Origin of the sequence: Alishewanella sp. d11 (assembly GCF_049390205.1) — a bacterium.
Taxonomy (GTDB): Bacteria; Pseudomonadota; Gammaproteobacteria; order Enterobacterales; family Alteromonadaceae; genus Alishewanella.
In genome coordinates, this window is the sequence record NZ_CP186547.1 from 3485060 (window position 1) to 3510920 (window position 25861).

The 25861-nt window shown below is 45.9% G+C and carries 27 protein-coding genes and 1 pseudogene; 6 read left to right on the forward strand and 22 right to left on the reverse strand.

The genetic code is table 11. From position 1 onward, the window contains the following. Positions 1-138: 138 nt before the first annotated feature. The 16 genes from ACO1PK_RS15570 to ACO1PK_RS15645 form a co-directional block, all read right to left on the reverse strand. Positions 139-1176 (reverse strand): sensor histidine kinase, encoded by a 1038-nt coding sequence (locus tag ACO1PK_RS15570; protein WP_423186515.1) that lies wholly within the window; start codon positions 1174-1176, stop codon positions 139-141. 97 nt (positions 1177-1273) lie between these two features. Next, positions 1274-2014, reverse strand: a complete 741-nt coding sequence (locus tag ACO1PK_RS15575) for a response regulator transcription factor (protein WP_423186516.1) — start codon at positions 2012-2014, stop codon at positions 1274-1276. Positions 2015-2040: 26 nt separating this feature from the next. After that, a complete protein-coding gene (locus tag ACO1PK_RS15580) occupies positions 2041-2847 on the reverse strand; it encodes an alpha/beta fold hydrolase (protein ID WP_423186517.1) in 807 nt (268 codons plus the stop codon). 154 nt (positions 2848-3001) lie between these two features. After that, positions 3002-3145 (reverse strand): S26 family signal peptidase, encoded by a 144-nt coding sequence (locus ACO1PK_RS15585; protein ID WP_423186518.1) that lies wholly within the window; start codon positions 3143-3145, stop codon positions 3002-3004. A gap of 169 nt (positions 3146-3314) precedes the next feature. After that, positions 3315-3674 (reverse strand): glyoxalase superfamily protein, encoded by a 360-nt coding sequence (locus ACO1PK_RS15590; RefSeq protein ID WP_423186519.1) that lies wholly within the window; start codon positions 3672-3674, stop codon positions 3315-3317. A 31-nt stretch (positions 3675-3705) separates the two neighbouring features. Continuing rightward, positions 3706-3963 (reverse strand): type II toxin-antitoxin system BrnA family antitoxin, encoded by a 258-nt coding sequence (gene brnA, locus ACO1PK_RS15595; protein ID WP_423186520.1) that lies wholly within the window; start codon positions 3961-3963, stop codon positions 3706-3708. A 79-nt stretch (positions 3964-4042) separates the two neighbouring features. Then, positions 4043-4216: a BrnT family toxin gene (locus ACO1PK_RS15600; protein ID WP_423186521.1), complete on the reverse strand. Its 174-nt coding sequence runs from the start codon at positions 4214-4216 to the stop codon at positions 4043-4045. A 339-nt stretch (positions 4217-4555) separates the two neighbouring features. Then, positions 4556-6016, reverse strand: a complete 1461-nt coding sequence (gene zapE, locus ACO1PK_RS15605; protein ID WP_423186522.1) for a cell division protein ZapE — start codon at positions 6014-6016, stop codon at positions 4556-4558. A gap of 327 nt (positions 6017-6343) precedes the next feature. Beyond that, positions 6344-7165 (reverse strand): alpha/beta fold hydrolase, encoded by an 822-nt coding sequence (locus ACO1PK_RS15610; RefSeq protein WP_423186523.1) that lies wholly within the window; start codon positions 7163-7165, stop codon positions 6344-6346. A gap of 108 nt (positions 7166-7273) precedes the next feature. Beyond that, positions 7274-7714: a hypothetical protein gene (locus tag ACO1PK_RS15615; protein WP_423186524.1), complete on the reverse strand. Its 441-nt coding sequence runs from the start codon at positions 7712-7714 to the stop codon at positions 7274-7276. Positions 7715-7859: 145 nt separating this feature from the next. Further along, positions 7860-8501 (reverse strand): hypothetical protein, encoded by a 642-nt coding sequence (locus ACO1PK_RS15620; protein ID WP_423186525.1) that lies wholly within the window; start codon positions 8499-8501, stop codon positions 7860-7862. A gap of 136 nt (positions 8502-8637) precedes the next feature. Beyond that, complete coding sequence (locus ACO1PK_RS15625) at positions 8638-9237, reverse strand: hypothetical protein (RefSeq protein WP_423186526.1); 600 nt, start codon at positions 9235-9237, stop codon at positions 8638-8640. Between the two features lie 192 nt (positions 9238-9429). After that, complete coding sequence (locus tag ACO1PK_RS15630) at positions 9430-10992, reverse strand: transposase (protein ID WP_423186527.1); 1563 nt, start codon at positions 10990-10992, stop codon at positions 9430-9432. 170 nt (positions 10993-11162) lie between these two features. Then, the gene (locus ACO1PK_RS15635) at positions 11163-11399 is read right to left on the reverse strand and encodes a DUF1496 domain-containing protein (RefSeq protein ID WP_423186528.1); all 237 of its coding nucleotides are present in this window, start codon (positions 11397-11399) and stop codon (positions 11163-11165) included. Between the two features lie 159 nt (positions 11400-11558). After that, complete coding sequence (locus tag ACO1PK_RS15640) at positions 11559-11759, reverse strand: hypothetical protein (protein WP_423186529.1); 201 nt, start codon at positions 11757-11759, stop codon at positions 11559-11561. A gap of 125 nt (positions 11760-11884) precedes the next feature. Then, the gene (locus tag ACO1PK_RS15645; protein WP_423186530.1) at positions 11885-12442 is read right to left on the reverse strand and encodes a hypothetical protein; all 558 of its coding nucleotides are present in this window, start codon (positions 12440-12442) and stop codon (positions 11885-11887) included. Positions 12443-12620: 178 nt separating this feature from the next. Here ACO1PK_RS15645 and ACO1PK_RS15650 point away from each other — a divergent pair, with 178 nt between their 5' ends. Beyond that, positions 12621-13661 (forward strand): IS110 family transposase, encoded by a 1041-nt coding sequence (locus tag ACO1PK_RS15650; RefSeq protein ID WP_423186531.1) that lies wholly within the window; start codon positions 12621-12623, stop codon positions 13659-13661. 666 nt (positions 13662-14327) lie between these two features. On the opposite strand, the gene ACO1PK_RS15655 is transcribed toward ACO1PK_RS15650, so the two are convergent. After that, on the reverse strand, positions 14328-14624 hold the full coding sequence (locus ACO1PK_RS15655) for a hypothetical protein (RefSeq protein WP_423186532.1): 297 nt from the start codon (positions 14622-14624) through the stop codon (positions 14328-14330). Between the two features lie 559 nt (positions 14625-15183). Here ACO1PK_RS15655 and ACO1PK_RS15660 point away from each other — a divergent pair. Together ACO1PK_RS15660 and ACO1PK_RS15665 are read left to right on the forward strand one after the other, a co-directional pair. Then, positions 15184-16224 (forward strand): IS110 family transposase, encoded by a 1041-nt coding sequence (locus ACO1PK_RS15660; RefSeq protein WP_423186531.1) that lies wholly within the window; start codon positions 15184-15186, stop codon positions 16222-16224. Positions 16225-16973: 749 nt separating this feature from the next. Further along, positions 16974-18015: pseudogene (locus ACO1PK_RS15665) on the forward strand (IS110 family transposase). 664 nt (positions 18016-18679) lie between these two features. On the opposite strand, the gene ACO1PK_RS15670 reads toward ACO1PK_RS15665, so the two are convergent. Further along, on the reverse strand, positions 18680-19351 hold the full coding sequence (locus ACO1PK_RS15670; RefSeq protein WP_423186533.1) for a hypothetical protein: 672 nt from the start codon (positions 19349-19351) through the stop codon (positions 18680-18682). Positions 19352-19442: 91 nt separating this feature from the next. Then, entirely contained in the window at positions 19443-19844 is a 402-nt protein-coding gene (locus ACO1PK_RS15675; protein ID WP_423186534.1) for a hypothetical protein, read from the reverse strand. 139 nt (positions 19845-19983) lie between these two features. Between ACO1PK_RS15675 and ACO1PK_RS15680 the strand changes: the two genes are divergently transcribed. The 3 genes from ACO1PK_RS15680 to ACO1PK_RS15690 all read left to right on the forward strand — a co-directional run bounded on the left by ACO1PK_RS15680 (position 19984) and on the right by ACO1PK_RS15690 (position 21609). Next, on the forward strand, positions 19984-20949 hold the full coding sequence (locus ACO1PK_RS15680) for an integron integrase (protein ID WP_423186535.1): 966 nt from the start codon (positions 19984-19986) through the stop codon (positions 20947-20949). A 149-nt stretch (positions 20950-21098) separates the two neighbouring features. Beyond that, positions 21099-21353, forward strand: a complete 255-nt coding sequence (locus ACO1PK_RS15685; RefSeq protein WP_423186536.1) for a type II toxin-antitoxin system Phd/YefM family antitoxin — start codon at positions 21099-21101, stop codon at positions 21351-21353. Then, positions 21346-21609 (forward strand): Txe/YoeB family addiction module toxin, encoded by a 264-nt coding sequence (locus tag ACO1PK_RS15690; RefSeq protein ID WP_423186537.1) that lies wholly within the window; start codon positions 21346-21348, stop codon positions 21607-21609. The genes ACO1PK_RS15685 and ACO1PK_RS15690 overlap by 8 nt, the downstream gene beginning before the upstream one ends. 139 nt (positions 21610-21748) lie before the next feature. On the opposite strand, the gene prpF is transcribed toward ACO1PK_RS15690, so the two are convergent. The 3 genes from prpF to acnD are packed head-to-tail and all read right to left on the reverse strand — an operon-like array spanning position 21749 to position 25716. Beyond that, a complete protein-coding gene (prpF, locus tag ACO1PK_RS15695; RefSeq protein ID WP_423186538.1) occupies positions 21749-22936 on the reverse strand; it encodes a 2-methylaconitate cis-trans isomerase PrpF in 1188 nt (395 codons plus the stop codon). After that, positions 22937-23131: a hypothetical protein gene (locus ACO1PK_RS15700; protein ID WP_423186539.1), complete on the reverse strand. Its 195-nt coding sequence runs from the start codon at positions 23129-23131 to the stop codon at positions 22937-22939. It abuts the gene before it with no gap. After that, entirely contained in the window at positions 23131-25716 is a 2586-nt protein-coding gene (acnD, locus tag ACO1PK_RS15705; RefSeq protein ID WP_423186540.1) for a Fe/S-dependent 2-methylisocitrate dehydratase AcnD, read from the reverse strand. Before acnD ends, ACO1PK_RS15700 begins: the two co-directional genes overlap by 1 nt. Between the last annotated feature and the right edge of the window lie 145 nt (positions 25717-25861).

Genomic DNA, 25861 nt, shown 5'->3' on the forward strand with positions numbered 1-25861 from the left:
CGTAACAGCCAGCGAAAGAACACGGCCAGTTTTGAATGTCGCGCTGTTTTTGCTGCGCTGCTGTAACAATCTATTAAGGTTCATTCAGTGCACCATCTGCAGAATATCAACATGTAATCACTGTTGCATCTGCGTCATTCACAACCGCAAATTCACCTGATAGTAGTGCTCATTGGCCGTGGTATGCACCGCCCAGTCTAGCTCTTGAGCAATGCGACTAATTAAACTGCTGCCATGACCAAAGCCTTGGTAACGTCTGCTCAACCTAACATCTCCAAAAGATAATGGATTTATTTCATTATAAAACTCTAGAGTTTTCTCATGATAGCTTATTTTTAACACTGCGCAACCGCTGTGATAGCAGGCGTTGCTAATGAGATTGTATAACAATAGTCGGATCAGCTGAGGGTTGCCATATACCTCAAGCTGTTTTGGCAGTTCCAGTACAATCTGGCTAATGAAAGCGGGTTCAGTTTGATAAAGCTGCAACATCACTTGCTCCACTTCGGGCAAGAGCGCCAGCTTCACTCGGGGTGTTTGCTGCTTTCTGGCAAGTGCCAGTAATACTCGGATCTGGTGAGACATGTCCGCGTTGGCATCCTTAACCAATTGGAGTGATTCACCGCTGAGCGATGTGTCCTCAGTAAGGCTGAGAGCATTGTGGATTAGACTAAGCGGTGTGCGTAATTCATGACTGATGTCGTTAACAAAATTCTGTTCACGCTGTAGCGCCTCATTAAGCTGTTGCTGAGTATGCCTCAAACGAAGTAGCAACCAGCTGGAGCAACCACCAAATATGATGAGTAGCATCACGCAGATCCCTTGCAGTAACAAATGAAATTCATACAATGGCAACGCGCGCCCCACATCAAGCACCAGCCAGCTCTCAGATGCCAAGGTGCTTTTGTGATCAAATTCGATAGCACGCAGATATAGAGTTGAAGATTGCTCAGTTGGTGGAATTACCACCACTGACATATCATGGCTAAGTCGTTCCATTTGGGCTGGTAAAGGCTCTGTCGAGATGTTGAAATATGGCCTTGATGGCCGCAGCTCGCTGATCGCAACGGTTTGCTCCGTTATTTGCTGCTGCAAATACTGCTGCTCCTGTTCCAGCAGCTGGCTGGCTGTCAGTGAAGTCAGAGTGTCACCAAAAAACTGCAACAGCCATAGCATACAAAGCGCGCCTACGAGTAATAAGGATCCTAACAAACCTAACAATCCTAGCGTTTCATTGAAGCGTCGCCACTTACGAGCGAACTTGTTGCAAAACTCAACGAATGACTTGAACATGGTTTACATTCTCTGGAGAGTCGGAGCATTCTGTCGTGCCAAGATCCTTAAGCTGATAACCAATACTACTAATGGTATGAATAATTGAATAGCCAATCACCGGTTCTAAGCTTTTTCGTAGCGTATAAATATGTGCTTTCAGTACGTTGCTCTCTGGCTCATCCTGCGGCCAAAGATGAGTAATCAGCTCACGGCGCGAACTCGGATAGGGATGATTTTCCATCAGCTTTTCTAAGATACAAACACCGGTATTCGTAAGTGAAACTGGCAATCCTTGCCACCATACCTGACGTTGCCGTCGACACAGCTTTAGTGCACCGATTTCCAAACTTTGCCTTACAAAAAGCTCACGGCGGCGAGCCAATGCTTCGCAGCGCAACGCCATCTCGCGTAAGTCAAAAGGTTTGGTCATATAATCGTCAGTACCCGCAGCAAAACCAAGTGCTTTATCTTGATAAGCATCGCGGGCGGTGAGCATTAAGATGGGTAGCTGGATATCAACAGTGGCTCTTAGAGTCTCACACAACTCGAGCCCGTCAATGTCTGGCAGATTTAAGTCCAGCAGCACCACATCAAAGGGTTGTTGCTGTGCCAACTTTAAGCCGAGTTTGCCGCTAGAGGCATAGTCGACCTGCCAACCAATTCCTTCCAAAAAACTTACCAGCTGACTGGCCAATGCATGATTATCTTCAATCAACAATATCTGCAGCTGTTTTTTCACACTATTCTCCTGAGGGTTCTCGGTACTCACAAAAGAGTTTTCAGCGCATGCAGTACCAAGACTGGGTCTTCCTGCAATATATTATGGCCAAGCTGATCAAACCGCTGATGGCTGCCATTTTTCACACCAGAAAACAAAGCTTCATGCAGTTTCAGCCATTGCACTTTACCAGCCTCAGTTTCGATAAACGCGATTGGCTTTAGCTCAATACGGGTTGATGTTAGCAAAACGACATTCAAATCAGACGGTAACGGTGTGATTTCAGTGCTTACCTCGTCAAGTTCAAGATTTAGCTTTTCAAACTGCATCAGCATTCTTGGGGGGAGCATACTGCTTAGTAGTTTATCTTCCTCCATTACCGCTTGAGCAGCTACAGCCTTGAACCAGCGGCGCTGCTGCAAAACGCTTGGATCTATCAACAACAGACCACTGAGGCGATCAGCATACCGGCGCGCATACTCAGTCGCTAGCAAGCCGCCATACGAATGACCGATTAAAATTAGCTTTTTGTTTTTGCTAAAAGTATCGGCTAACACCGTCAAATCAGCAAGATGCTCCGAAATACTAGAGGTATTTGCTCTATCTTCTGACTTCCCAGTACCGGCGCGGGCATATCGCACAGCAACCACACCATTGGGTAGTCCAGCGACCACTTGTTGCCACACCTCTGGCCCTAAGCCAAAACCAGACTCAAATAACAGCACAACATCGCCACTACCAGACTGCACTACCTCAAGCTCAAGCCCATTTACAGTCAAGGCAGACAGCGGCAAAGACAGATAGCTGCATAACAATAAGGTGACGTATTTAAGTGGCTTCAGTAAGTTAAGCATATTAGTATCCTTGATAGCTCTGAATTGGTTTGGTTGTGTGCAGATTAATATGCTTGTGGTAAAAATATGGTAAAGGTTTCTCACTGATTTCATCACTCTACCTAATTTTTGCACCTAAATACTTCTCAAATTTGTATTCCTTCCGCAACAATTATTATGACTTTTCATAGGGCGCTAACGTTTGAGCGCCTTGAAATACTATGCTTTTAATTTGCTCTCTGGAAATAACACCAATATAGCGGGAGTCTGCGCTGTTATTTCGATGATCGCCCAAGCCATTTTTTGGAGACCCCAGCAAAAATATGACAAGACACCTTCTTTCGCTTTTTTAGCGATGAGACACTATCGGATAGTTTGATAATAAAGCCTAAATTAATAGTGATAACGGCAAGAAATAATTGTGATAAGGTCATAATCCCTAAAAAACCAACTTGTACAACTAATTGAACATTCAAGCTTGTAAGCAGCTAACGCCCAAATTTAGCACACAAAACAGCGCAGCGGGTTGACGTCACAGCCAGCGTTTTTGCACCCCAAGGGGCATCTTCAATGCTTGGTTTGTTATATTTGTATGGCTTTGCAGTAACTTGAGCGAAAAGTTGATCAAGATTGCTTACTTTAACGAAGACCTTGCTGCCCAGTGTGCAGTCACCATAGTGTTCACTCAGATGTAAAACAAAATCGCCAAGCGAAACTTGCATGTAAATTGGGTACGCATCCTCAAAGCGATGCTCCCAATCTAGTTCCATACCGAGAAAGCCAAGGTAAAACTCTTTTGCTTTATCTTCATCGAAAATCCGCATTATTGGGATCGTCTGAAACTCCATGCAATCTACTCTATTACACATAAAGCCGCATTCAGCGGCTTGTCCGCTGCAATGCTTTGTTAGCAGCAATGTCTTCCAACCGCTCAGCCAGCCAAACTTTAATAATTGACTGACGGGTAACGCCAACTCGACTGGCTTCCTTATCAAGAGACTCAATCATCCATACAGGAAAGTCCACATTTACTCGTCGTTGCGATTGATTTGAACGCTTGATTGTCGAAAGGTCTAGATCATCAATAATATCAACCGCATCATCGTCAAATTTTTTATCAAATACTTTAGCTTTCATAAATTTCCATCTCCGCTTTACGCGATCGCCTCACTGAGATAATTCTTATAATCTCTCCTTGATACGAGATAACAGCCGATCACATCTTGCCGTCTATTGAGCCAACGCCTAACGAACGCGCCTCATCTGTCGATCTGGCTTCAATCTCAATTAAATAAGGGTCTCCCCAGAGTAGCTGGGCATCAATAAAGTCGATACCATGCTTTTCAAGGTTTATCAGGCTTTTTTCGTTATCAAATTCGAATGCGTACATAAGTATATAAATTATTCCCTAATAACGTAATTGACAAGTCTGCGCAGAAGAATGCCCTTGCTGCTAACGCCCAAATTTAGCGCGGAAAGCCGCGCAGCGGTGGAGAAATTGTCCAGCAAAAGCGGATTGTTAGCTGTGATATGTCGGATAAATTATTGTTCATAGCCTGATTTCACTATCGCCCTATACCCATATGTTAGGTAGATTAAATAAGCGAATGGTCCAAGTGAGATAGCGATTATTAAAAAATACGGGAAAAAGGAGTTATTGGTGTTAGATGAAGAATGATGGGAAAACCTTCATCTGACCCCGATTTCCCTGCAAGGTAAAGAGCTTTCGTCATTGCCGTCCCCATTCCTTTCCACCCATTTCTACCAACCGAGACGCGGCGCGTCGAAAGGAAAAGGCGAGATCATTGGCGGCCGATAATTGTGCCAGTGACACGCCACTTCGACCCGTCGCCGACCACTCAAATTGTTCACCCTCTTTGGTGCGAATCATGGTCGTCGCAAAGGAACTCGAGTTTCCCCCCTTCTCACTAACAAACAACTCTTCATTTCCATCACTGCTTTCAACTTGCGCTTCAAACTCGACAAATAACTCATCGAGCGGGACTTTTGCCGCTAGCACCAAGCGAGTGCGAGATTCATAACACACGTCAATGAGGGTCACGAATCGTCGCGCTTCGTCGAGGTGATTGGCGTCTAATTGCGGCACTCGGTCTATGATGAGGACCTGAAATCGGTCGCAGAGGGAAATATAATCGGCCGCGCCGAGTGGTTGGTAGCATAACTCGGAAAAGTCAAACCAGGCGCACCGGTCATTCAATCGGGCGACCTGGACGGTGCGACCGAAGGGTACGTGAATGGCCTTGGCCTCAGTTCCGGATGCAGTGCCACCAAATATTGCTTTCAACTGCGCCTGCATGTTGTTATCACTATTATCGTCGTGAACATCCTTGTTTGACCAAAAATAGGATTGACCATCAGCTCGAGTTTCGAGTCGATAATCCTTGGCGGAATCCTCCATGGAGATAATGTCGAACGTGTGTTTTAACATGTCTATGAATGGCAAAAAGAGGGATCGGTTAATGCCTCCCTCATACAAGGCATCGGGGGAGCGATTCGAGGTGGCCACCACCACGACATTCCAATCCAATAATAATAAAAAAAGTCGTTTCAAAATCATGGCATCGGCAACGTCTGTTACTTGAAATTCATCGAAACAAAGGAGTTGGGCTTCCTGTGCCAATTGCTGCGCAATGATGGGTATCGCATCATCTCGTGGGTGCTTCTGTTTGTAGACAAAGATTCGATGATGGACGTCTAGCATGAATTCATGAAAGTGGACGCGGCGTTTGGTAATTTTTACGTGTTTGAAGCTGTGGCTGTCATTATTACAGCAAGAATCATCAGGAACATTAACCGACGCGTAAAAGAGATCCATTAGAAAGCTCTTGCCGACCCCGACCGGTCCATGAATATAAATGCCTAGCGGTGGTGGACCAAAAGACCACAAATGGAATTTCTTTCGAAGAAAGGACTGAGCGGATGCCAAGGATCGCGTCAGTAACAGTAACAGCGGACTGCTGCTTGTAGAGCTGCTCTCTGTCGGTCTGTCGGTGCGCACGGGTACTGGTGGGAGCGAGGTAAGAGACTCGTGCAGGGCATCGAGTTTTGCCGCCAGAGCGACTTGCGCGTCATCTCGTCGCACCTCCTCCGCATCCACCTTGCGTTCATACGCCGCTGTCACGGGGCCTGTCGGGAGGGACCGCCGAACAACGCGATGTTGTGCTGCCATATTCTTCATCACCGTCTTCATCATCAACATGATGAGTTTATCAACATGGTAAGGAAAGTACGATCAAGTCCGCTTTTTTCGATTGTCTCAGGTAAAGGGACTTTTTCGCAATTTACCTCGTCGGTTTCTCCAAAATCTTCGTGGAGTTGCGAAAGCGTACAAGAGACCCTTTCCTCCTCTCAGGTTTCCGCATCTAATAAATCACACAGAAGCCCAGTCAGAGCATCCTCTTGCCAGGGTAGTTTACGTGTGAGTCGGCTAGTCACTACAGTAGGCAGTCCCGTGGAGGCCACGCTTTTTGTGGCCGGAACGAAATTAAGCAATTTGTTATACGCCATTAACTAAACCTAATAATGCACTGATAGCGCTTAAAAGGAGAAGCTTGTTGTCATGTGGTACGTTGTGACCAGTATGATCAGTAACCATATGGATAGAATTTGCATTATTACGGATCAGTGACTGGTGCAAATCCCTCCAAATCTTTTTACCTTCAGCACTATGCCCTATCCACCAATCACTTTCATTTAATTTTGATGAGGTAACTATTACCACAGGAATTCTGTTGGCAATATCGCCGTCAGCAATCATTTTCTGAAGATAAATCCCTTGCAGAAGATTCCATTCAGGCTGGTTATTATTCATGGCGTTTAATTTAGTTGTATCGCGTTTCGACCAAGCTGCATCGATTTTATTTAATTCACTATCAAATAGCTCGTGACTTGGATCGAGCAAGATTAACCCTATTACCTGCTCGGGATAAGTGGCAGCAAAAGCTCTTACATGCAAGCCACCAAATGAATGACCAATTAAAACCAGATTATCTTTTGCGTTAATAGCCGTAAGCAGTTTTTTAAGTCGTTGATTTGAAGTAGCTAAACTAACATCTTTTGCAGCTTGCGATTTACCATTCCCAGCACGAGAATATATCACTGCTCTGATATTTAACTTAGAAAGGTCAGCTAATAATGGTTGCCAGTAAGCTAAACCCATTCCGATACCTGATTCAATCACCAATGTTGTGCTGCCAGCACCAATATCGATATATTCTATTTGAATGCCATCAATAGCTATGACTTTTGGTTCCTGAGCTTGCGCTAAGATCGGATTTGCAATCAAGAAAAACAACAAAAATGTTAATCGAAGAATCAAGCGTAACTCCTATGCGTATGACGCTTTGCTAATTGGCTGCAGCAGCGCAGCGTAGGCAGTCCAGTTCCGGCCACGCCGTTTGTGGCCGGAACGAAATTAAGCAACTTGTTAGAGTTTACTATTTTCATTCTCAACTGCTGCACACATAATTACACAGCCAAATGAAAAAACATAAGCTATAACTAGCAAGCTGACAGAGAATATACTTTGCTCGATAAAGACGATGGGAGTAACCAATACAAAAATACATCCAGCAATTGTTCGATATACACCCAGGAAAGTAAAACCAACTCTTTTTAGCACATCAATTACAACATTCGTTGAAGCTGCTGGGAATTTTGTAGCTTCACTTTGCCTATTTGCCAAAAACACAAAAATAAAATGAAAAATAGCTACTGAGAAAAAATAATAAAATACTTGTGCATATGGAGTAATTGAATCAGCAAATTCAAGCAACCCATCAACACCGCCGTCATTCAGAATGATAAGCGCTGGAATTGAACCTAATAACACTGCACATAAGAACTCTGAAAAGATCCCTTCTCTCATCAAACGAATCACTCCTTCGTAAACTCTAACGCCGCATTAAGGTGCGAACAACGCGAAACACCTGGCCCAAACCATTGCACCTTAAACACAAAACCTAGTTTAAACTGAGATCGCCAAGCGTTGCGAGCCACTCTTTAATGCTTTGTTAACCTCTGCCTAACAACATTGTAGGAACTGAAGATATATATGAACCTGCCATTTGGAACAAGCTCTGCGTCGTTTGGAGATCAGGCATAAAAGTACATCCGATACTTGCAAGTACTCCATACGCAGCTTGTCGCCATGATTCTTTACTACCAGTATCTAATTTTTCATGAAGCATATTAAATGCGCTTTTAAGGTAGTCATTTTGGGCTTCGGTTAACTCAGAGACTTTATTAACCTGTGTAATGATTTTAACAATTTGAACGCTCATTTCGTCTAGTTGTCGCTTTAACACCTCAGCTTCTTCTTTTGTGAAAGCTTCACCTTTCTCTGCGCTATTCAAAAGATAAGAGGTATTAAATATACTCTCCGCAGATTCCATCAAAGGTAGCTTTGTAACCAAAGCCGTAACTTCATAACTGTTGGCGGTAAGTAACCTAACTTCATAAAGATCACCAAAGTTACAGCTTACAGATGAATTAACTTTAAGCCTTTCGGTAACCTCAGGATAACCCGGCCTTGCCACTGTTGTAGCCCAACATTCCTCTTGCATGTGGTATACGGAAGACAGAATTATAGTTCCGTCAAAGATCACTCCGGCTTCACCGACTTTAAGTTTCACGACCTGTTGCTGTGTGAACATAGATTCCTCTGTAATTATTTGCTTTTGATGAGGCAGTTAACGCCCAAATTTAGCGCGGAAAGCCGCGCAGCGGGTTGACGTCGCAGCCAGCGCTTTTTGCTGGCGATAAAATTTGTTTGTTAGGTTTGGCTATATGCTACTTCCAACCAGACGATAGATTGATTCTCACTTTCACATCCTCAAACTGTGGCGGAACACTACCGATATTAATAGTAAGCGTTAGTGAGCGAGCGTCGCTAGGAAAGAAATGAAAATATCGCATACTTTTTGTTTGGGAAGGCATTTCGATTAGTGAAAACGGCACCGCCCGAGCACGCAAATCTTGATTCTCATAACTATACCTTCCATCCCATTCATATTCATTAGCCCAAGATGCCTCTTTGAGTTCCTGCATCCTTTTGAAATGAGCATTCAAAGGTGACCTTCTGTAAAAAAAAGTAACGTCTAGATCATTTACAATTTTTAGCTCTACTTCGGTATCAAGTTCAGAAAAATCATGCTCACTTTCACTGAGTAGCTCAATACTAATCATCGATGTCTCATGAGACTTGTAACCTTTTAAATCAAATTTATGCTTTGCTCCAGTCTCAAAAGAAACATCTGGCAAAGTAAGCTCATAAGTGATGAAGGGCCAATAACCATATGTTTTAAAATCCCCATCGCCTTTATATCCGCAAGAGATAAGAGAAAAACAAAGGGAAAGTAATATCAATTTTTTAATCAAAGCTAACTCCATGCTCAGAAAAACCTAACGAGCCTGTAGAAAAACCTGTTCAGAACACAGCATTTCCACTTCGGCTATTCTGTTTATTATTTGTTATCAACTTTGCAGGTTTCTGGTGGGAATTTCAAGACAAGATTTATTCTGATGTTAATTTGCTTCTGTAGGCGCACTATTAGCGGAGTTTAGACCACTCCTCACCTAGTTTTACCCCACTTTGCCATATCGGCTTACTTTCTCTAAGTTATGCACCATACAGAACAACTGCCATTGGCCTTGTACTTTGGTTTTGCCACGCAAACTAAAGCGTTTTAGTCCTTTGTTGGTGCAAATATTACCAAACACCGGCTCTACTACCGACATGCGGTGGCTATAGATTTGTTTACCGGCTTCGCTATCTACCCGCTGCTTCATCCAATCAGTGTAATTTGGCGGGGCATTAGCTCTAAGTAAAAATGAGACTTGTCGACCGCTGCCCTTTCGATGATTAGCGGACTCAGGATTTACCATGCATTGCTCTTTTAAATCACAACCTCGGCACTGCAAGAGCTTACCGGTAAACAATGCGCGTTGTTGACCGTCAGGTTCCGGCCTAATGCCTCGGCTTGATAGCAATAACCCCGAAGGACAAACACAGGTCATCGCTATCGGGTCAAATTCAAAAGCACTGGCCGGAATAACAACCTTTTGTCCAACCGCCTTATCTTGGTGCCGCTTGCCGTACTTCTGCTTTTGCTCGCTGAATTTCGGGTCACGCTTTCTAAACTGGTTATCCGGTACATAACCATTTATCTTCTGTTGGTATAAATAGCTATTGTTGGCTTCATTGGCAAAGCCCGTATCGGCCGTCACGATAGTATTACCGGCAAAGATATCCTCGCTAATCCCCATCCGTTTATAGCGCTGCTTTATCTTTTCTAACACCGGCACTAAGGTATGGTGCTCTTGTCCTTCGCCAAAGGCTTGTGCATCCACAATTATCTGGTGCTTCTTATCCACAGCAGCCACACCGTTGTAACCCTGAATAGTGCCTTTGCTGGTGGTCATCTTGGCCGATTCGTTGTCGGTGATATTACTTTTTACTTCCTTGCGTCGTTTGCCTTGGCCCATCCGTGGACTGGCGGTCTTTAAAAAGTGTTCGATTTTGTCATGCGCTTTATTAAGCGTCTCAATACTTTGCTGGTGCCGCGCTTTGCGCTCGTCATCGGCATTCGCCTGCGCATCCAACTTTTTATGTTGCTCCAAGTGATAACGAATTTGCCGTTTTAACTTATCCCGTTTAGCACTCAGCTCTTTAAAGGTGCCTGACCATTCCTTGGCAGCGTTAGAGGGCATTTTGCAACCATCAATCGCAAACAGTTCATTGCCCAACAAGCCTTGTTGATGGCAAACCAACAATACCTGTTCAAACAGCTGGGCAATTTGCACCGATGAGCCACTGACAAAGGCCGCTATCGTCGTAAAGTGCGGCACGGTATCGCACGACAAGGCTTTAAAAACAATGTTCGTTTCACAGCACCACTGGATTTCACGGCTTGAGGTAATGCCTTTGGAATAAGCGAACAGAATGATTTTCAAAAGCACCGCAGGATCATACGCTGGGCGGCCGTTGTCCTCATTCTGGTATTTGCAGTGAAATATCGACAAGTCCAGCTTGTTATCAATCAGGTAATGAATGGCATGTTCAAAAGTACCAGGCTGCAGTTGATCAAGGTAATTAATCACAACCATGGCATTTTGGTTGTAGTCGTAAGGGATATATTTAGGCATTAGGTGTTGTCCACTTTTTAATCAGACAACGCTATTTGATCACAAACTTGATCGCGTGAAAAGAGGTTTTTCTACAGCCTCAACGCGTTACTAATGGGCTGCCGCAGCGCAGCGTAGGCAGTCCCGTGGAGGCCACGCCGTTTGTGGCCGGAACGAAATTAAGCAATTTGTTATAACTGATTACGCTGATACTCTTCCCAGACTAAATCTGAACTCTCAGCTTTACGTACACACTGAACTTTGCGACCAGCTTGCTCCATGATTGATCCAGCAGAATACTCAACGTCTGCGTAATAACAATACTTAGAGAAATCTACTGGCTTTGCGTCGCTGATATCGTTTGTAGTTTCTGCACTAACAGTTGTTACAACCAATAATGCCGTAAGCCCAAGTAGTAATCCTTTCATTTTATCGTCTCCTTAAGAAATTTAATGGTTAAGCTTATGTTGAATGAAGTTATAACGCTTTGCTCACCGGAAAATGACGAGCGCCAGCGAGTTATTTTTCCGGTGCAGTAATTTGTTAGCGGTAAAACTAAACTAAAAACTACAAAGCTCGCTCTATCTTTATTTAGAAAGCTCATCGACTTTTCGCTCAAGTTCTTCAACTTGTGACTGAAGCTTTGTGACTTGCTTTTCGAGCTCTTTACGCGCCCCACCTCTTTTTATATTCAACCGCATCCAATCAGGCAAATCTAGCATTTCATTCAGAATTACAAAGGCGATAATCACCAATAAAATTCCTAAAATATCCCAAATCCCTGTCATTTCAACTACTACTCCTATTGTTTATACCAAAACTCCTCTAGCTAACGCCCAAATTTAGCGCGGAAAGCCGCGCAGCGGGTTGACGTCGCAGCCAGCGCTTTTTTGCTGGCGATAAAATTTGCTTGTTATGTTTTTAATAAACCAGCACTTGATAGTTGTTGTTCTAATCGATCATGAACACTTTTAGACAAACCCAGCCACTCCAAAACTTCACCGCGAGATATCTCAGGATTTTTGGCGTGAACGATTTCGTTCCTTAAACGATACATTTTTACAACTAGGTTGCCGACTTCGCTATCGATTAAAGACGAACTTAGGAGTTCATCAATCATGCGATTAATTGAAGCTTTGGGTTTATCTACGTTTGACCTGAGCAACAGACTTTCTATTTTTTGCCACGATTTGATAAAAGCCCACTCAGGTGCTTCTTTAAACAGCATCATGTCTTGATTACTAAATAAACCACTTATTCCAGAAATACTAATACCGGCTTGAAAGGCTAGGTTTTTAACTTCGGTAACAGCTTCTGTAAAATCAAACTCAGCATTTCCAACTTTTGCTTTTTTAATGCGCTTCAATAAAGCGGGAAGCTCGTCCTTAAATTGGTATACAACCAACAATATCAGCCCAGGCCAAGCAATGTGACCAATAAGGTCAACAAGCAACTTCAGATATTCGAGCATTCAAAGCCACCTGAGAAAACATAACGCAAAGCACATGGGCGACGGCCGCGCAGCGGTTGGCGTCCCAGCGACCGACGGGAGCGAATGGTGCAATAACATGGACTCCCCCTCACTATCCGGCATCAATGTGCCACACTGAGAGTGTTGAATCAATCAGTCACAAGTGAGGGGAAGTCGCATGGAACAGTCTATACGTTGTGGGGTCGATATTGCAAAGCTCGTGTTTCAAATTCATGGCGTTAATGCTAAATCTGGTGAAACCGTTATGGTTAAAAAGTTAGCCAGAGCCGAAATGTTGCGCTATTTTGCCAATAAACCACCGATGCTTATCGGCATTGAAGCTTGTGGTGGCGCGCATTACTGGGCCCGTGAGCTGAGCAAGCTCGGGCACACCGTAAAGCTGATGACACCACAGTATGTTGCACCCTATCGGCGTGGTGGTAAAAACGATGCAAATGATGCCGAAGCCATTTGTGAAGCGTTAGCCAGACCGAATATGCGCTTTGTTGCCGTTAAATCAGAATCACAACAAGCTGTGCTCGTCATGCACCGTATGCGCGACCAGTGGGTACGAGAACGTACTTCACTGATGAATCAAATTCGCAGCTACCTACAAGAGTTTGGTATTGTGATTAATCAGGGCCGCGCAGCACTAGCCAAGACATTACCCTTGGTGGCTGAATCAGAAACCTTACCGCTGCTGTTTCGCCAGAGTATGGCTGATTTAGCCAACAGGTTAACTGATTTAGAAACGCGGATTACTGCACTCAACAAGCGTATTGAAGCCTGGAGCAAGCAAGATACTACCGCAAAAGCCTTACTTGAGCTCTGTGGTGTCGGTAGCGTTACCGCCAGTGCTGCTGTGGCCACTGCCGGTGATGTCTCCGTATTTAAAAACGGCAGGCAATTCGCCGCTTGGCTCGGTTTAGTGCCTAAACAGAATTCATCCGGTGGTAAAACGCAACTCGGTGCCATTACTAAACGCGGTGACCGCTATTTGCGAACACTCTTAGTTCAAGGTGCCAGAACGGTAATGTTAGCAGCCAGTAGAGCCCAAAAATCTACGCAAACAACACCCATGTTCGAGTGGATTTATAAGTTACAAGAGCGGCGGCCAAACAATGTCGTGGCGGTCGCTATCGCCGCCAAACAAGCCAGAATGCTTTGGGCAATTATGGCCAAGCAGCAACGGCAAGATACGCTAGGTTTAGCAATATGAAGTAATAGTACATAGCAGTAAAACAGTAAGTTAACGACAACTCTTAACCAAAGCATTGCACTACAAAGTGGATAAATAAAGCGGCAACGACCGTGCACAGGAAGGGCCTGGTAACAAGGCTGGTAGTTATTACCGTTGATGCGATGAGGCACCTGTGCGCGAAAGTTATCAGGGCTGGAGCATGGCAAAACCATGAATCTCACGAGCCGAATAGACGTATGCAGTCATTCACCGCCAAATTTGATCACTTTGTGCTTGCAATTGAGGGGGAGTCCATAGACGCCTTGTTAGCGGCGACAAACATTTACCCTCGCGGCACTGCCGCCAAGCGATGCCGAACAGCGGCAACCCTGTGCAAATTTAAAAATGTAACCAGCCAAGTGCGAGACAACGAAATGACTGGAATCTTAAAACCTTTAAGCTAGCGGAGCCAATGAACCAAAAGAACAACGCTACCGCCCCATCAGAGATTGCACCTGACCAACAAACTGGTGAAGCTGACGGAATAAATTAACAACTGAGATACAACTTAACGCAAGCAAAGCAGAAAAGTAAAACAGATTTTGTACCTAAACTTTCTCAACAGCCGGCTAACGCAAAGCTTTGGGGCGGCTGAAGCGCAGCGTAAGCCGTCCCAGCCACGACAGTGGCGACAATAGCGCCTTGTTATACATCATCTTTCAACAACTTATGAAGCGCATCTATACGCTTGTTGATTTTTTTGCTTTCTGCATGCAATTCGGTGCTCATACCAATTATAAGAATTAAAAAAACATACAATACAGGCTGCTGCATGATTTCTGGATACATCCATATTAAAAATGCTATGCCTAAAACCATGCCAGCAAATCTGATGATACTGCCTTTCCAATTTGGGCGGAGCTTCTCGAACTCATCTGATAGTGCTTGCTTCTTTTGCATGCTATTAAAAAGTGAATGAGCTTCAACGTGATCTTTGTTCATCAAATGTACCTATTGTGATGTATAACGCAAAGCACATGGGTGACGACCGCGCAGCGGTTGGCATCCCAGCGACCGAAGGGAGCGAATGGTGCGCCTTGTTAGCGGCCAAAAACACTACCCACGCGGCTCTGCCGCCAAGCGATACCGAACAGCGGCAACCCTGTGCAAAATTAAAAACATAACCAGCCAAGTGCGAGACAACGAAATGACTGGAACTTAAAAACTTTAAAGCTAGCGGAGCAAATGAGCCCAAAAGAACAACGCTACCGCCCCATCAGAGATTGCACCTGACTAACAAACTAGCGAACCTGATGGAATAAATTAACAATTGAGATACAACTTAACGCAAGCAGGGTCGAAAAGTAAAACAGATTTTGAAACAACAACCTCTCGACAGCCGGCTAACGCCGCGCACATGGGCGACGGCCGCGCAGCGGTTGGCGTCCCAGCGACCGAAGGGAGCGAATGTTGCAATAACATGGACTCCCCCTCACTATCCGGCATCAATGTGCCACACTGAGAGTGTTGAATCAATCAGTCACAAGTGAGGGGAAGTCGCATGGAACAGTCTATACGTTGTGGGGTCGATATTGCAAAGCTCGTGTTTCAAATTCATGGCGTTAATGCTAAATCTGGTGAAACCGTTATGGTTAAAAAGTTAGCCAGAGCCGAAATGTTGCGCTATTTTGCCAATAAACCACCGATGCTTATCGGCATTGAAGCTTGTGGTGGCGCGCATTACTGGGCCCGTGAGCTGAGCAAGCTCGGGCACACCGTAAAGCTGATGACACCACAGTATGTTGCACCCTATCGGCGTGGTGGTAAAAACGATGCAAATGATGCCGAAGCCATTTGTGAAGCGTTAGCCAGACCGAATATGCGCTTTGTTGCCGTTAAATCAGAATCACAACAAGCTGTGCTCGTCATGCACCGTATGCGCGACCAGTGGGTACGAGAACGTACTTCACTGATGAATCAAATTCGCAGCTACCTACAAGAGTTTGGTATTGTGATTAATCAGGGCCGCGCAGCACTAGCCAAGACATTACCCTTGGTGGCTGAATCAGAAACCTTACCGCTGCTGTTTCGCCAGAGTATGGCTGATTTAGCCAACAGGTTAACTGATTTAGAAACGCGGATTACTGCACTCAACAAGCGTATTGAAGCCTGGAGCAAGCAAGATACTACCGCAAAAGCCTTACTTGAGCTCTGTGGTGTCGGTAGCGTTACCGCCAGTGCTGCTGTGGCCACTGCCGGTGATGTCTCCGTATTTAAAAACGGCAGGCAATTCGCCGCTTGGCTCGGTTTAGTGCCTAAACAGAATTCATCCGGTGGTAAAACGCAACTCGGTGCCATTACTAAACGCGGTGACCGCTATTTGCGAACACTCTTAGTTCAAGGTGCCAGAACGGTAATGTTAGCAGCCAGTAGAGCCCAAAAATCTACGCAAACAACACCCATGTTCGAGTGGATTTATAAGTTACAAGAGCGGCGGCCAAACAATGTCGTGGCGGTCGCTATCGCCGCCAAACAAGCCAGAATGCTTTGGGCAATTATGGCCAAGCAGCAACGGCAAGATACGCTAGGTTTAGCAATATGAAGTAATAGTACATAGCAGTAAAACAGTAAGTTAACGACAACTCTTAACCAAAGCATTGCACTACAAAGTGGATAAATAAAGCGGCAACGACCGTGCACAGGAAGGGCCTGGTAACAAGGCTGGTAGTTATTACCGTTGATGCGATGAGGCACCTGTGCGCGAAAGTTATCAGGGCTGGAGCATGGCAAAACCATGAATCTCACGAGCCGAATAGACGTATGCAGTCATTCACCGCCAAATTTGATCACTTTGTGCTTGCAATTGAGGGGGAGTCCATAGACGCCTTGTTAGCGGCGACAAACACACAACCTATGCGGCACTGCCGCCAAGCGATGCCGAACAACGGCAACCCTGTGCAAAATTAAAAACATAACCAGCCAAGTGTGATACAGCGAAATGACTGGAACTTAAAAACTTTAAAGCTAGCGAAGCCAATGAGCCAAAAGAACAACGCTACCGCCCCATCAGAGATTGCACCTGACTAACAAACTAGCGAACCTGATGGAATAAATTAACAACTGAGATACAACTTAACGCAAGCAGAGCCGAAAAGTAAAACAGATTTTGAAACTACACCTTCCCGACAGCCGGCTAACGCAAAGCACATGGGTGACGACCGCATCGCGGTTGGCATCCCAGCGACCGGAGGGAGCGAATGATGCAATAACATGGACTCCCCCTCACTATCCGGCATCAATGTGCCACACTGAGAGTGTTGAATCAATCAGTCACAAGTGAGGGGAAGTCGCATGGAACAGTCTATACGTTGTGGGGTCGATATTGCAAAGCTCGTGTTTCAAATTCATGGCGTTAATGCTAAATCTGGTGAAACCGTTATGGTTAAAAAGTTAGCCAGAGCCGAAATGTTGCGCTATTTTGCCAATAAACCACCGATGCTTATCGGCATTGAAGCTTGTGGTGGCGCGCATTACTGGGCCCGTGAGCTGAGCAAGCTCGGGCACACCGTAAAGCTGATGACACCACAGTATGTTGCACCCTATCGGCGTGGTGGTAAAAACGATGCAAATGATGCCGAAGCCATTTGTGAAGCGTTAGCCAGACCGAATATGCGCTTTGTTGCCGTTAAATCAGAATCACAACAAGCTGTGCTCGTCATGCACCGTATGCGCGACCAGTGGGTACGAGAACGTACTTCACTGATGAATCAAATTCGCAGCTACCTACAAGAGTTTGGTATTGTGATTAATCAGGGGCCGCGCAGCACTAGCCAAGACATTACCCTTGGTGGCTGAATCAGAAACCTTACCGCTGCTGTTTCGCCAGAGTATGGCTGATTTAGCCAACAGGTTAACTGATTTAGAAACGCGGATTACTGCACTCAACAAGCGTATTGAAGCCTGGAGCAAGCAAGATACTACCGCAAAAGCCTTACTTGAGCTCTGTGGTGTCGGTAGCGTTACCGCCAGTGCTGCTGTGGCCACTGCCGGTGATGTCTCCGTATTTAAAAACGGCAGGCAATTCGCCGCTTGGCTCGGTTTAGTGCCTAAACAGAATTCATCCGGTGGTAAAACGCAACTCGGTGCCATTACTAAACGCGGTGACCGCTATTTGCGAACACTCTTAGTTCAAGGTGCCAGAACGGTAATGTTAGCAGCCAGTAGAGCCCAAAAATCTACGCAAACAACACCCATGTTCGAGTGGATTTATAAGTTACAAGAGCGGCGGCCAAACAATGTCGTGGCGGTCGCTATCGCCGCCAAACAAGCCAGAATGCTTTGGGCAATTATGGCCAAGCAGCAACGGCAAGATACGCTAGGTTTAGCAATATGAAGTAATAGTACATAGCAGTAAAACAGTAAGTTAACGACAACTCTTAACCAAAGCATTGCACTACAAAGTGGATAAATAAAGCGGCAACGACCGTGCACAGGAAGGGCCTGGTAACAAGGCTGGTAGTTATTACCGTTGATGCGATGAGGCACCTGTGCGCGAAAGTTATCAGGGCTGGAGCATGGCAAAACCATGAATCTCACGAGCCGAATAGACGTATGCAGTCATTCACCGCCAAATTTGATCACTTTGTGCTTGCAATTGAGGGGGAGTCCATAGACGCCTTGTTAGCGGCGACAAACACACCCCACGCGGCACTGCCGCCAAGCCATGCCGAACAACGACAACCTTGTGCAAAATTGATAAATAAACCAGCCGGCTGCGACACAGCGAGCCAACCGGAACCTATAAAACCATAAAACAACGGAGCCAAAAAGAACAACGCAACCGCACCATTAGAGATTGCACCTGACCAACAAACTGGCGAACCTGATGGAATAAATTAACAACTAAGATACAACTTAACGCAAGCAGACCCGAAAAGTAAAACAGATTTTGTACCTAAACCATCTCGACAGCCGGCTAACGCCCGCATTTGCGGATGGTTTGGATCGCAGCGGAAAACCAGTCCGACAACATGCGCTTGTTAGCTGTGACTTGCCACTTACTTTGAGTCACGGCTGTTTTCCTTGACTAGGTTATGCACATAGTCGCTTTTATGAAACGGCCTTGAAACCCATGATTTGTACGTTGGATGACTAAGCATTTCTTCTCTGGTTAATGCTTTCGTGACCTTGCCAACCATACCCTCCGAAACAATATTTACAGTTGGAGTAAAGCCGTCCATTAATAGGGTTGATACCTGAGTTACCCCACAGGTGATACAAGTTACCCAAACTAGATAGCCATCTTTAGATGTAAAGTAGTAGTAGCCTACAGGGCTAGATGTTGGCACTTTTTGTATGTCGTATTTTTCTTCAATTTGATGACCCAGAACTGCCTCCACTTCAGCGACAAAGTCTTTGACCGAACGCTCATTGAAGTAACCCGATTGATTGTTGTCTAGGCGTTTTTCATATTTATCACCGCCCGATGACAAATACTGCATTTGCTGTTTTGTGGCAATTTTAACTAATACGATATCTTCACTGTTCTGAATTTCACTCTGGAAAGGATAGCTACCTCTGATTTGATAGTATTTGTTAATGATTTCGGTCCAATACTCAAGATGCTCTAGGCGAATTAAGTCCGCATCTTCTTGATACTGCTTCATAGGATTGTCAGAGCACGCAGAAATAAAACATGTAACTAAAATAACTAGTAATTTGAATTTCATCAGATCTCTCGATTTCAGCTAACGCACGCCTAAACGGCGAGCAACTTGTTGCGAGTCCAGCGGCCGTAGGCCGCGTTGTTTAAGGCGTTTGTTATAGCGCGAATTTACCAATAAACCCTATAACAACTATCAACATACCAATAAAAAAAATCTTTTTTGAGATTTTATCCATTTGGGTTTGCTTTCTTAATTTGTTTGAAAAGACAAACTCAGGAATTAATGCGAAAGATAAAAGCACCAATGCAGCACCGAAACTTGAAACATTGTCGAAAGACACTGCTCTATGCTCAGAAACACTTAGCGCTATACCTATAAAAACTATTGCAGCAAACAAAAATAATACACTAGAAAAAATTTTATGCTTCAGTTTGGTGCCAAACATGAATATCCCTTGAAAAGCTATAACAGCTTTGTAGTTTGGAACGCCCACGCTTTCCAGCCATGTAAACGCCCTTCTATCTTTTGTAAATGATTTAACACTATCTAATAACATACAGTAAATCAACAGATTTTTTGGTCGTTATTAAATTTTATTGAAGAAAGCAGGGTTTAAGCTTGCGATTTACTTGCTAACAATAAATTTACCAACTACTGTATATAAATACATCAACATTTATTTTAAGGAGCGGTAAATGTCTTCTCCCTTTTTACAATATATTGCTGAGTTTATGTATACCCACCGCTACGCTAAAAGGACGGTTGAGGCTTACCTTTACTGGATTAAGATGTATATCCTCTATAACAAAAAGCAGCATCCGTCTAAGCTTGGCGATCAGGATGTTGAAAATTTTTTGTCGTATTTAAGTAATCAGCGTAATGTCGCGCCTAGGACACAAGCCACAGCACTTAATGCACTAAGTTTTTTATATAACAAGGTATTACAGCAGCCGCTGTCATTAAACCTGAATTTTAATCGCTCACAAATTTCCCCTAAATTACCGGTGGTGCTCACTCGAGCTGAAGTAACAGCGTTATTAAGAGTTATTGAACCGCGTTATAAACTATTAGCCCAGTTGATGTATGGTAGCGGTTTACGTTTAATGGAGGCGGTACGGTTACGAGTGCAGGATATTGATTATGATTACTTGTCGGTCATGGTATGGCAAGGGAAAGGCAATAAGAATCGTCGAGTAACCTTGGCTCCAGAGTTGGTTCCAACGCTTAAACAGCAAAGTCAGTTTGTCTTACAATATTTTCAGGCTGATCTGGCCAATCCGGACTATTCCGGTGTTTGGCTGCCTTATGCGTTAGCTCGCAAAAACCCTTCGGCTCCCAAGCAATTTGGTTGGCAGTATTTGTTTCCCTCGATGCAACTGAGTACTGATCCGGATTCAAAATTATTACGCCGTCACCATTTGGACGAGAGCTGCGTAAGGCGGGAAATTAAAATAGCCTCTCGTAAAGCCGCTATCTCTAAAAATGTAACCTGCCACACGCTGCGTCATTCCTTTGCCACTCATTTATTAGAATCAGGTGCTGATATCCGCACTGTACAGGAGCAACTGGGTCACGCCGATGTGCGTACTACCCAAATTTATACGCATGTCATTAATCGCGGCGCGGGAGGGGTTAAAAGCCCACTATCGCAACTCCTCTAAACTAGCCCAAATTGTGAAACGGATTCGATAACTAAGTTGTGTTAACAACCCATGTGAATTTAACAGCGCAAACAATATGTCCGTTAAGTTGTACAGGTTGGGGTTTGGCGCTATACTTGTTCAACTAGTTGTACAGATGGAGCAATGTTATGCGAATAGTGTCATTTACCGAGGCGCGCAATAATTTAAAATCGGTATTAGATTCCGTCGTGAATGACGCCGATACGGCTGTTATTACCCGCCGCGATGCCGAGGATGCGGTAGTGATGTCGCTGGATTATTACAATAGCCTAATGGAAACCGTGCATTTATTACGCTCGCCTGCCAATGCCGAACATTTGCAGCGCTCAATTGCGCAGTTTAAAGCCGCAAATACCAGCCAGCGGGATTTGCTGGATGAGTAGTCGTGTTCTGGCATGGACCGACGAAGCCTGGCAAGACTATCTGTACTGGCAAACCCAGGACAGAAAAACGTTAAAACGCATAAACCTGCTGATCAACGATACCAAACGCTCACCTTTTGCTGGTATCGGTAAGCCGGAGCCGTTAAAAGAAAACTTAGCTGGTTTTTGGTCACGCCGTATCGATGACACTAATCGTTTAGTTTATGCCGTGTCTGATCAGGCATTAACCATTATTTCCTGCCGCTATCATTACTAATGCTAATTTCAGTTAATTCCGATTGCATCCTTTATAGTTAATTGGAAAGAGAACTAATTCCCCACTTGATTAGCGTTTTGTGAAAAAAAACAGAGCGCCGATAGCGCCCTGTTAAATCATTAACTGTAATAAGCAGCTTTTAGAAACAATCGCCCGGCACTCTAACCCAGCCTTCCATCAGTACCCGCGCGCTGCGGCTCATAATGGCTTTGGTTACCGTCCATTGGCCAGCCACTTCAGCGGCGGCGGCACCAACGCGTAACGTACCAGACGGATGGCCAAAGCGTACTGCTTCTCTTGCCTCACCACCTGCAACTAGATTTACCAGTGTACCCGGTATTGCAGCAGCCGTACCAATAGCAACTGCCGCGGTGCCCATCATCGCATGGTGCAATTTACCCATTGATAAGGCTCGTACCAGCAAATCAATCTCGCCGGCATTCACCGTTTTACCGCTGGACGCCACATAACTTTGTGGCGGCGCGACAAAAGCAATTTTTGGCGTATGCGCCCGTGCAGCCGCTTCGCTGATATAGTTAATCAGGCCCATTTTTACTGCACCATAGGCGCGAATAGTTTCAAAGCGCGCTAACGCTGCGGCATCACTGTTAATGGCGTCTTGCAGTTCGGTGCCGGTGTAGCCAATCTCCGCGGCATTGACAAAGATGGTCGGGATACCGGCATTAATTAGCGTGGCTTTAAAGGTACCAATACCTGGCACGTCTAAGTCATCGACTAAATTGCCGGTTGGGAACATGGCACCACCGCCCTCGCCTTCATCGGCGGCCGGATCCAGAAACTCAATTTGCACTTCAGCGGCCGGAAAGGTTACCCCATCTAGCTCAAAGTCACCGGTTTCCTGTACTTCACCGTTTGTCATCGGCACATGAGCAATAATGGTTTTGCCAATATTGGCTTGCCAAATCCGCACCGTGCACAGGCCGTTTTGCGGGATCCGCGCAGCATCCACCAAACCATTGCTAATCGCAAAAGCGCCTACCGCCGCAGTTAGGTTACCGCAATTGCCACTCCAGTCGATAAAGGGTTTATCGATAGCGACCTGACCAAACAGATAATCAACATCATGCTCGGGCTTGCTACTTTTACTTAAGATCACCGTTTTACTGGTGCTAGAGGTCGCGCCGCCCATGCCATCGGTATGTTTACCGTATGGATCCGGGCTGCCAATTACCCGCAGCAGCAGGTTATCCCGCGCCTTACCCGGCTGCTGCGCAGCCGCGGGTAAATCGGTCAGTTTAAAGAACACGCCTTTAGAGGTTCCGCCACGCATATAGGTGGCAGGGATCTTGATTTGTGGTGTAAACATTTAACCTCCTACAGCGAAATAGGCGGAACCTCGGCGGTAGAGGGAACTACCGCCAGGCACGCCAGTGCCTGCGAGCAAGGAAAAATCGCATTTTTCCGCAGCGAAAGGAGAAAGTTGCTCCTGCAACTTTCTCCTATAAAGAGTATTACCGCCCCGCATATAGGTAGCGGGGATCTTAATTTGTGGTGCAGTCATTACACCGCTCCTTGCAAAAAGTCCTGCGCAAAGCGCTGCAGCACACCGCCGGCTTCATAAATCGACACTTCTTCCGCCGTATCTAAACGGCAGGTGACTGGTACTTCTACCACTTCACCGTTTGCGCGATTAATGACCAGTGTTAAATCAGTGCGCGGAGTACGAGCGCCTTTCACATCATAGGTTTCAGTACCGTCTAACTGCAGGGTTTTACGGTTAGTGCCTGGCTTAAACTCCAGCGGTAATACGCCCATCCCAATTAAGTTGGTACGGTGGATCCGCTCAAAGCCTTCGGCCGCAATTGCTTCTACGCCGGCTAACCTTACGCCTTTGGCGGCCCAATCGCGTGATGAACCCTGACCATAGTCAGCGCCAGCCACAATAATCAGCGGCTGTTTGCGTTCCATATAGGTTTCAATCGCTTCCCACATCCGCATCACTTTACCTTCCGGCTCTACTCGTGCCAGCGAGCCTTGTTTGACTTTGCCGTTTTCCAGCACCATTTCGTTAAACAGTTTGGGATTAGCAAAGGTGGCGCGCTGTGCGGTTAAGTGATCGCCGCGGTGCGTGGCATAAGAGTTAAAATCTTCTTCTGGCAAGCCCATTTTATGCAGGTATTCACCGGCGGCGCTGTCCAGCATAATGGCATTCGACGGTGATAAATGATCGGTAGTAATATTATCCGGCAGAATTGCCAGTGGCCGCATACCTTTTAACGAACGCTCGCCAGCCAATGCGCCTTCCCAATACGGCGGTCGGCGAATATAGGTACTTTGTGGCCGCCAATCGTACAGTGGTGTCACTTTGTCACCATAATCCACTTCCAGCGCAAACATCGGCTCGTACACTTTACGGAACTGCTCCGGTTTTACGCTTTGCGCCACTACCGCATCAATTTCCGCATCGCTTGGCCAAATATCTTTTAAGGTAATGGCTTTACCCTCATGGTAACCCAGCACATCTTTTTCGATATCAAACCGGATGGTACCGGCAATAGCATAGGCGACAACTAGCGCTGGCGAGGCCAAAAACGCTTGTTTGGCATAAGGGTGAATACGACCATCAAAGTTACGGTTACCTGATAACACCGCGGTGGCGTAAAGATCACGATCAATAATTTCCTGCTGAATCACCGGATCCAGCGCACCGCTCATACCATTACAGGTGGTACAGGCAAAGGCGACAATACCAAAGCCAAGCTGTTCGAGTTCAGACAGTAATTGGCCTTCTTCCAAATACAATTGCACCGCTTTTGAGCCAGGCGCCAGCGAGGTTTTTACCCAAGGCTTGCGGCTTAAGCCGAGTTTATTGGCATTACGCGCCAACAAACCGGCGGCAATCACGTTGCGCGGGTTCGAGGTATTGGTACAGCTGGTAATGGCCGCGATAATTACCGCGCCATCCGGCATCTTGCCCTCCTCAATTTCGTACTTACCGGCAATGCCTTTAGCGGTTAAATCGCTGGTCGATAAGCGGGCATGCGGGTTAGATGGGCCAGCCATAGTGCGGCCAACACTGGATAAATCAAAGTGCAGTACCCGCTCGTACTCGGCGGTTTTTAAGCTCTCGCTCCACAGGCCAGCGGTTTTGGCATAGGTTTCTACCAGTTTCACCTGCGCACTCTCGCGCCCTGTCAGCGTTAAGTAATCTAGCGTTTGCTGATCAATAGAGAACATCGCTGCAGTGGCACCGTATTCTGGGGTCATATTGGATATCGTTGCCCGGTCACCTAAACTCAGGCTGTCGGCACCTTCACCAAAGAATTCCAAGTAGCTGGATACCACTTTTTCTTTACGCAAAAACTCGGTTAACGCCAGCACAATATCGGTGGCCATAATGCCAGGCTGCGCTTTACCGGTTAACTCTACGCCAATAATATCCGGCAGGCGCATCCAACTGGCACGGCCGAGCATTACGCTTTCCGCTTCTAAGCCTCCCACGCCAATGGCGATAACACCTAATGCATCAACATGCGGCGTATGGCTGTCGGTACCCACTAAGGTATCCGGAAAGGCCACGCCGTCTTTAGCATGGATCACCGGCGACATCCGCTCTAGGTTAATCTGGTGCATAATGCCGTTACCCGGCGGGATCACATCCACGTTTTTAAAGGCTTTTTTGGTCCAGTTAATAAAGTGGAAACGATCGTCGTTACGGCGATCTTCAATGGCACGGTTTTTCTCAAAGGCGTCTTTTTCAAAACCGGCATGCTCTACGGCCAATGAGTGGTCAACAATCAGCTGGGTTGGCACCACCGGGTTCACTTTGGCCGGATCACCGCCCTTTTCCGCGATAGCATCACGCAGGCCGGCTAAATCGACCAGCGCGGTTTGGCCTAAAATATCGTGGCACACCACCCGGGCCGGAAACCACGGGAAATCGATATCGCGCTTGCGGTAAATCAGCTGTTTTAGCGCATCTGGCAACAACGCCGGATCACAGCGGCGCACTAAGTTTTCGGCATGCACGCGTGAGGTGTAAGGTAATTTGGCATAAGCACCCGGCTCAATGGCGTCTACCGCTTCGCGGGCGTCAAAGTAGTCGAGCTGGGTACCTGGTAAATTTTTGCGGTATTGGCTATTCATGGTCGGTCTCTGTCTGCATAGCACTTTGGATTCAGAGTCAGGCGTGCACCGTCGAACCGGATTGCTCACGCCAAGCCGCCGTGAATACATCCCTGTAGGCTTCATTCAGGCATCCATGCCTTCAAGACTTGGCTTAGAGCAATCC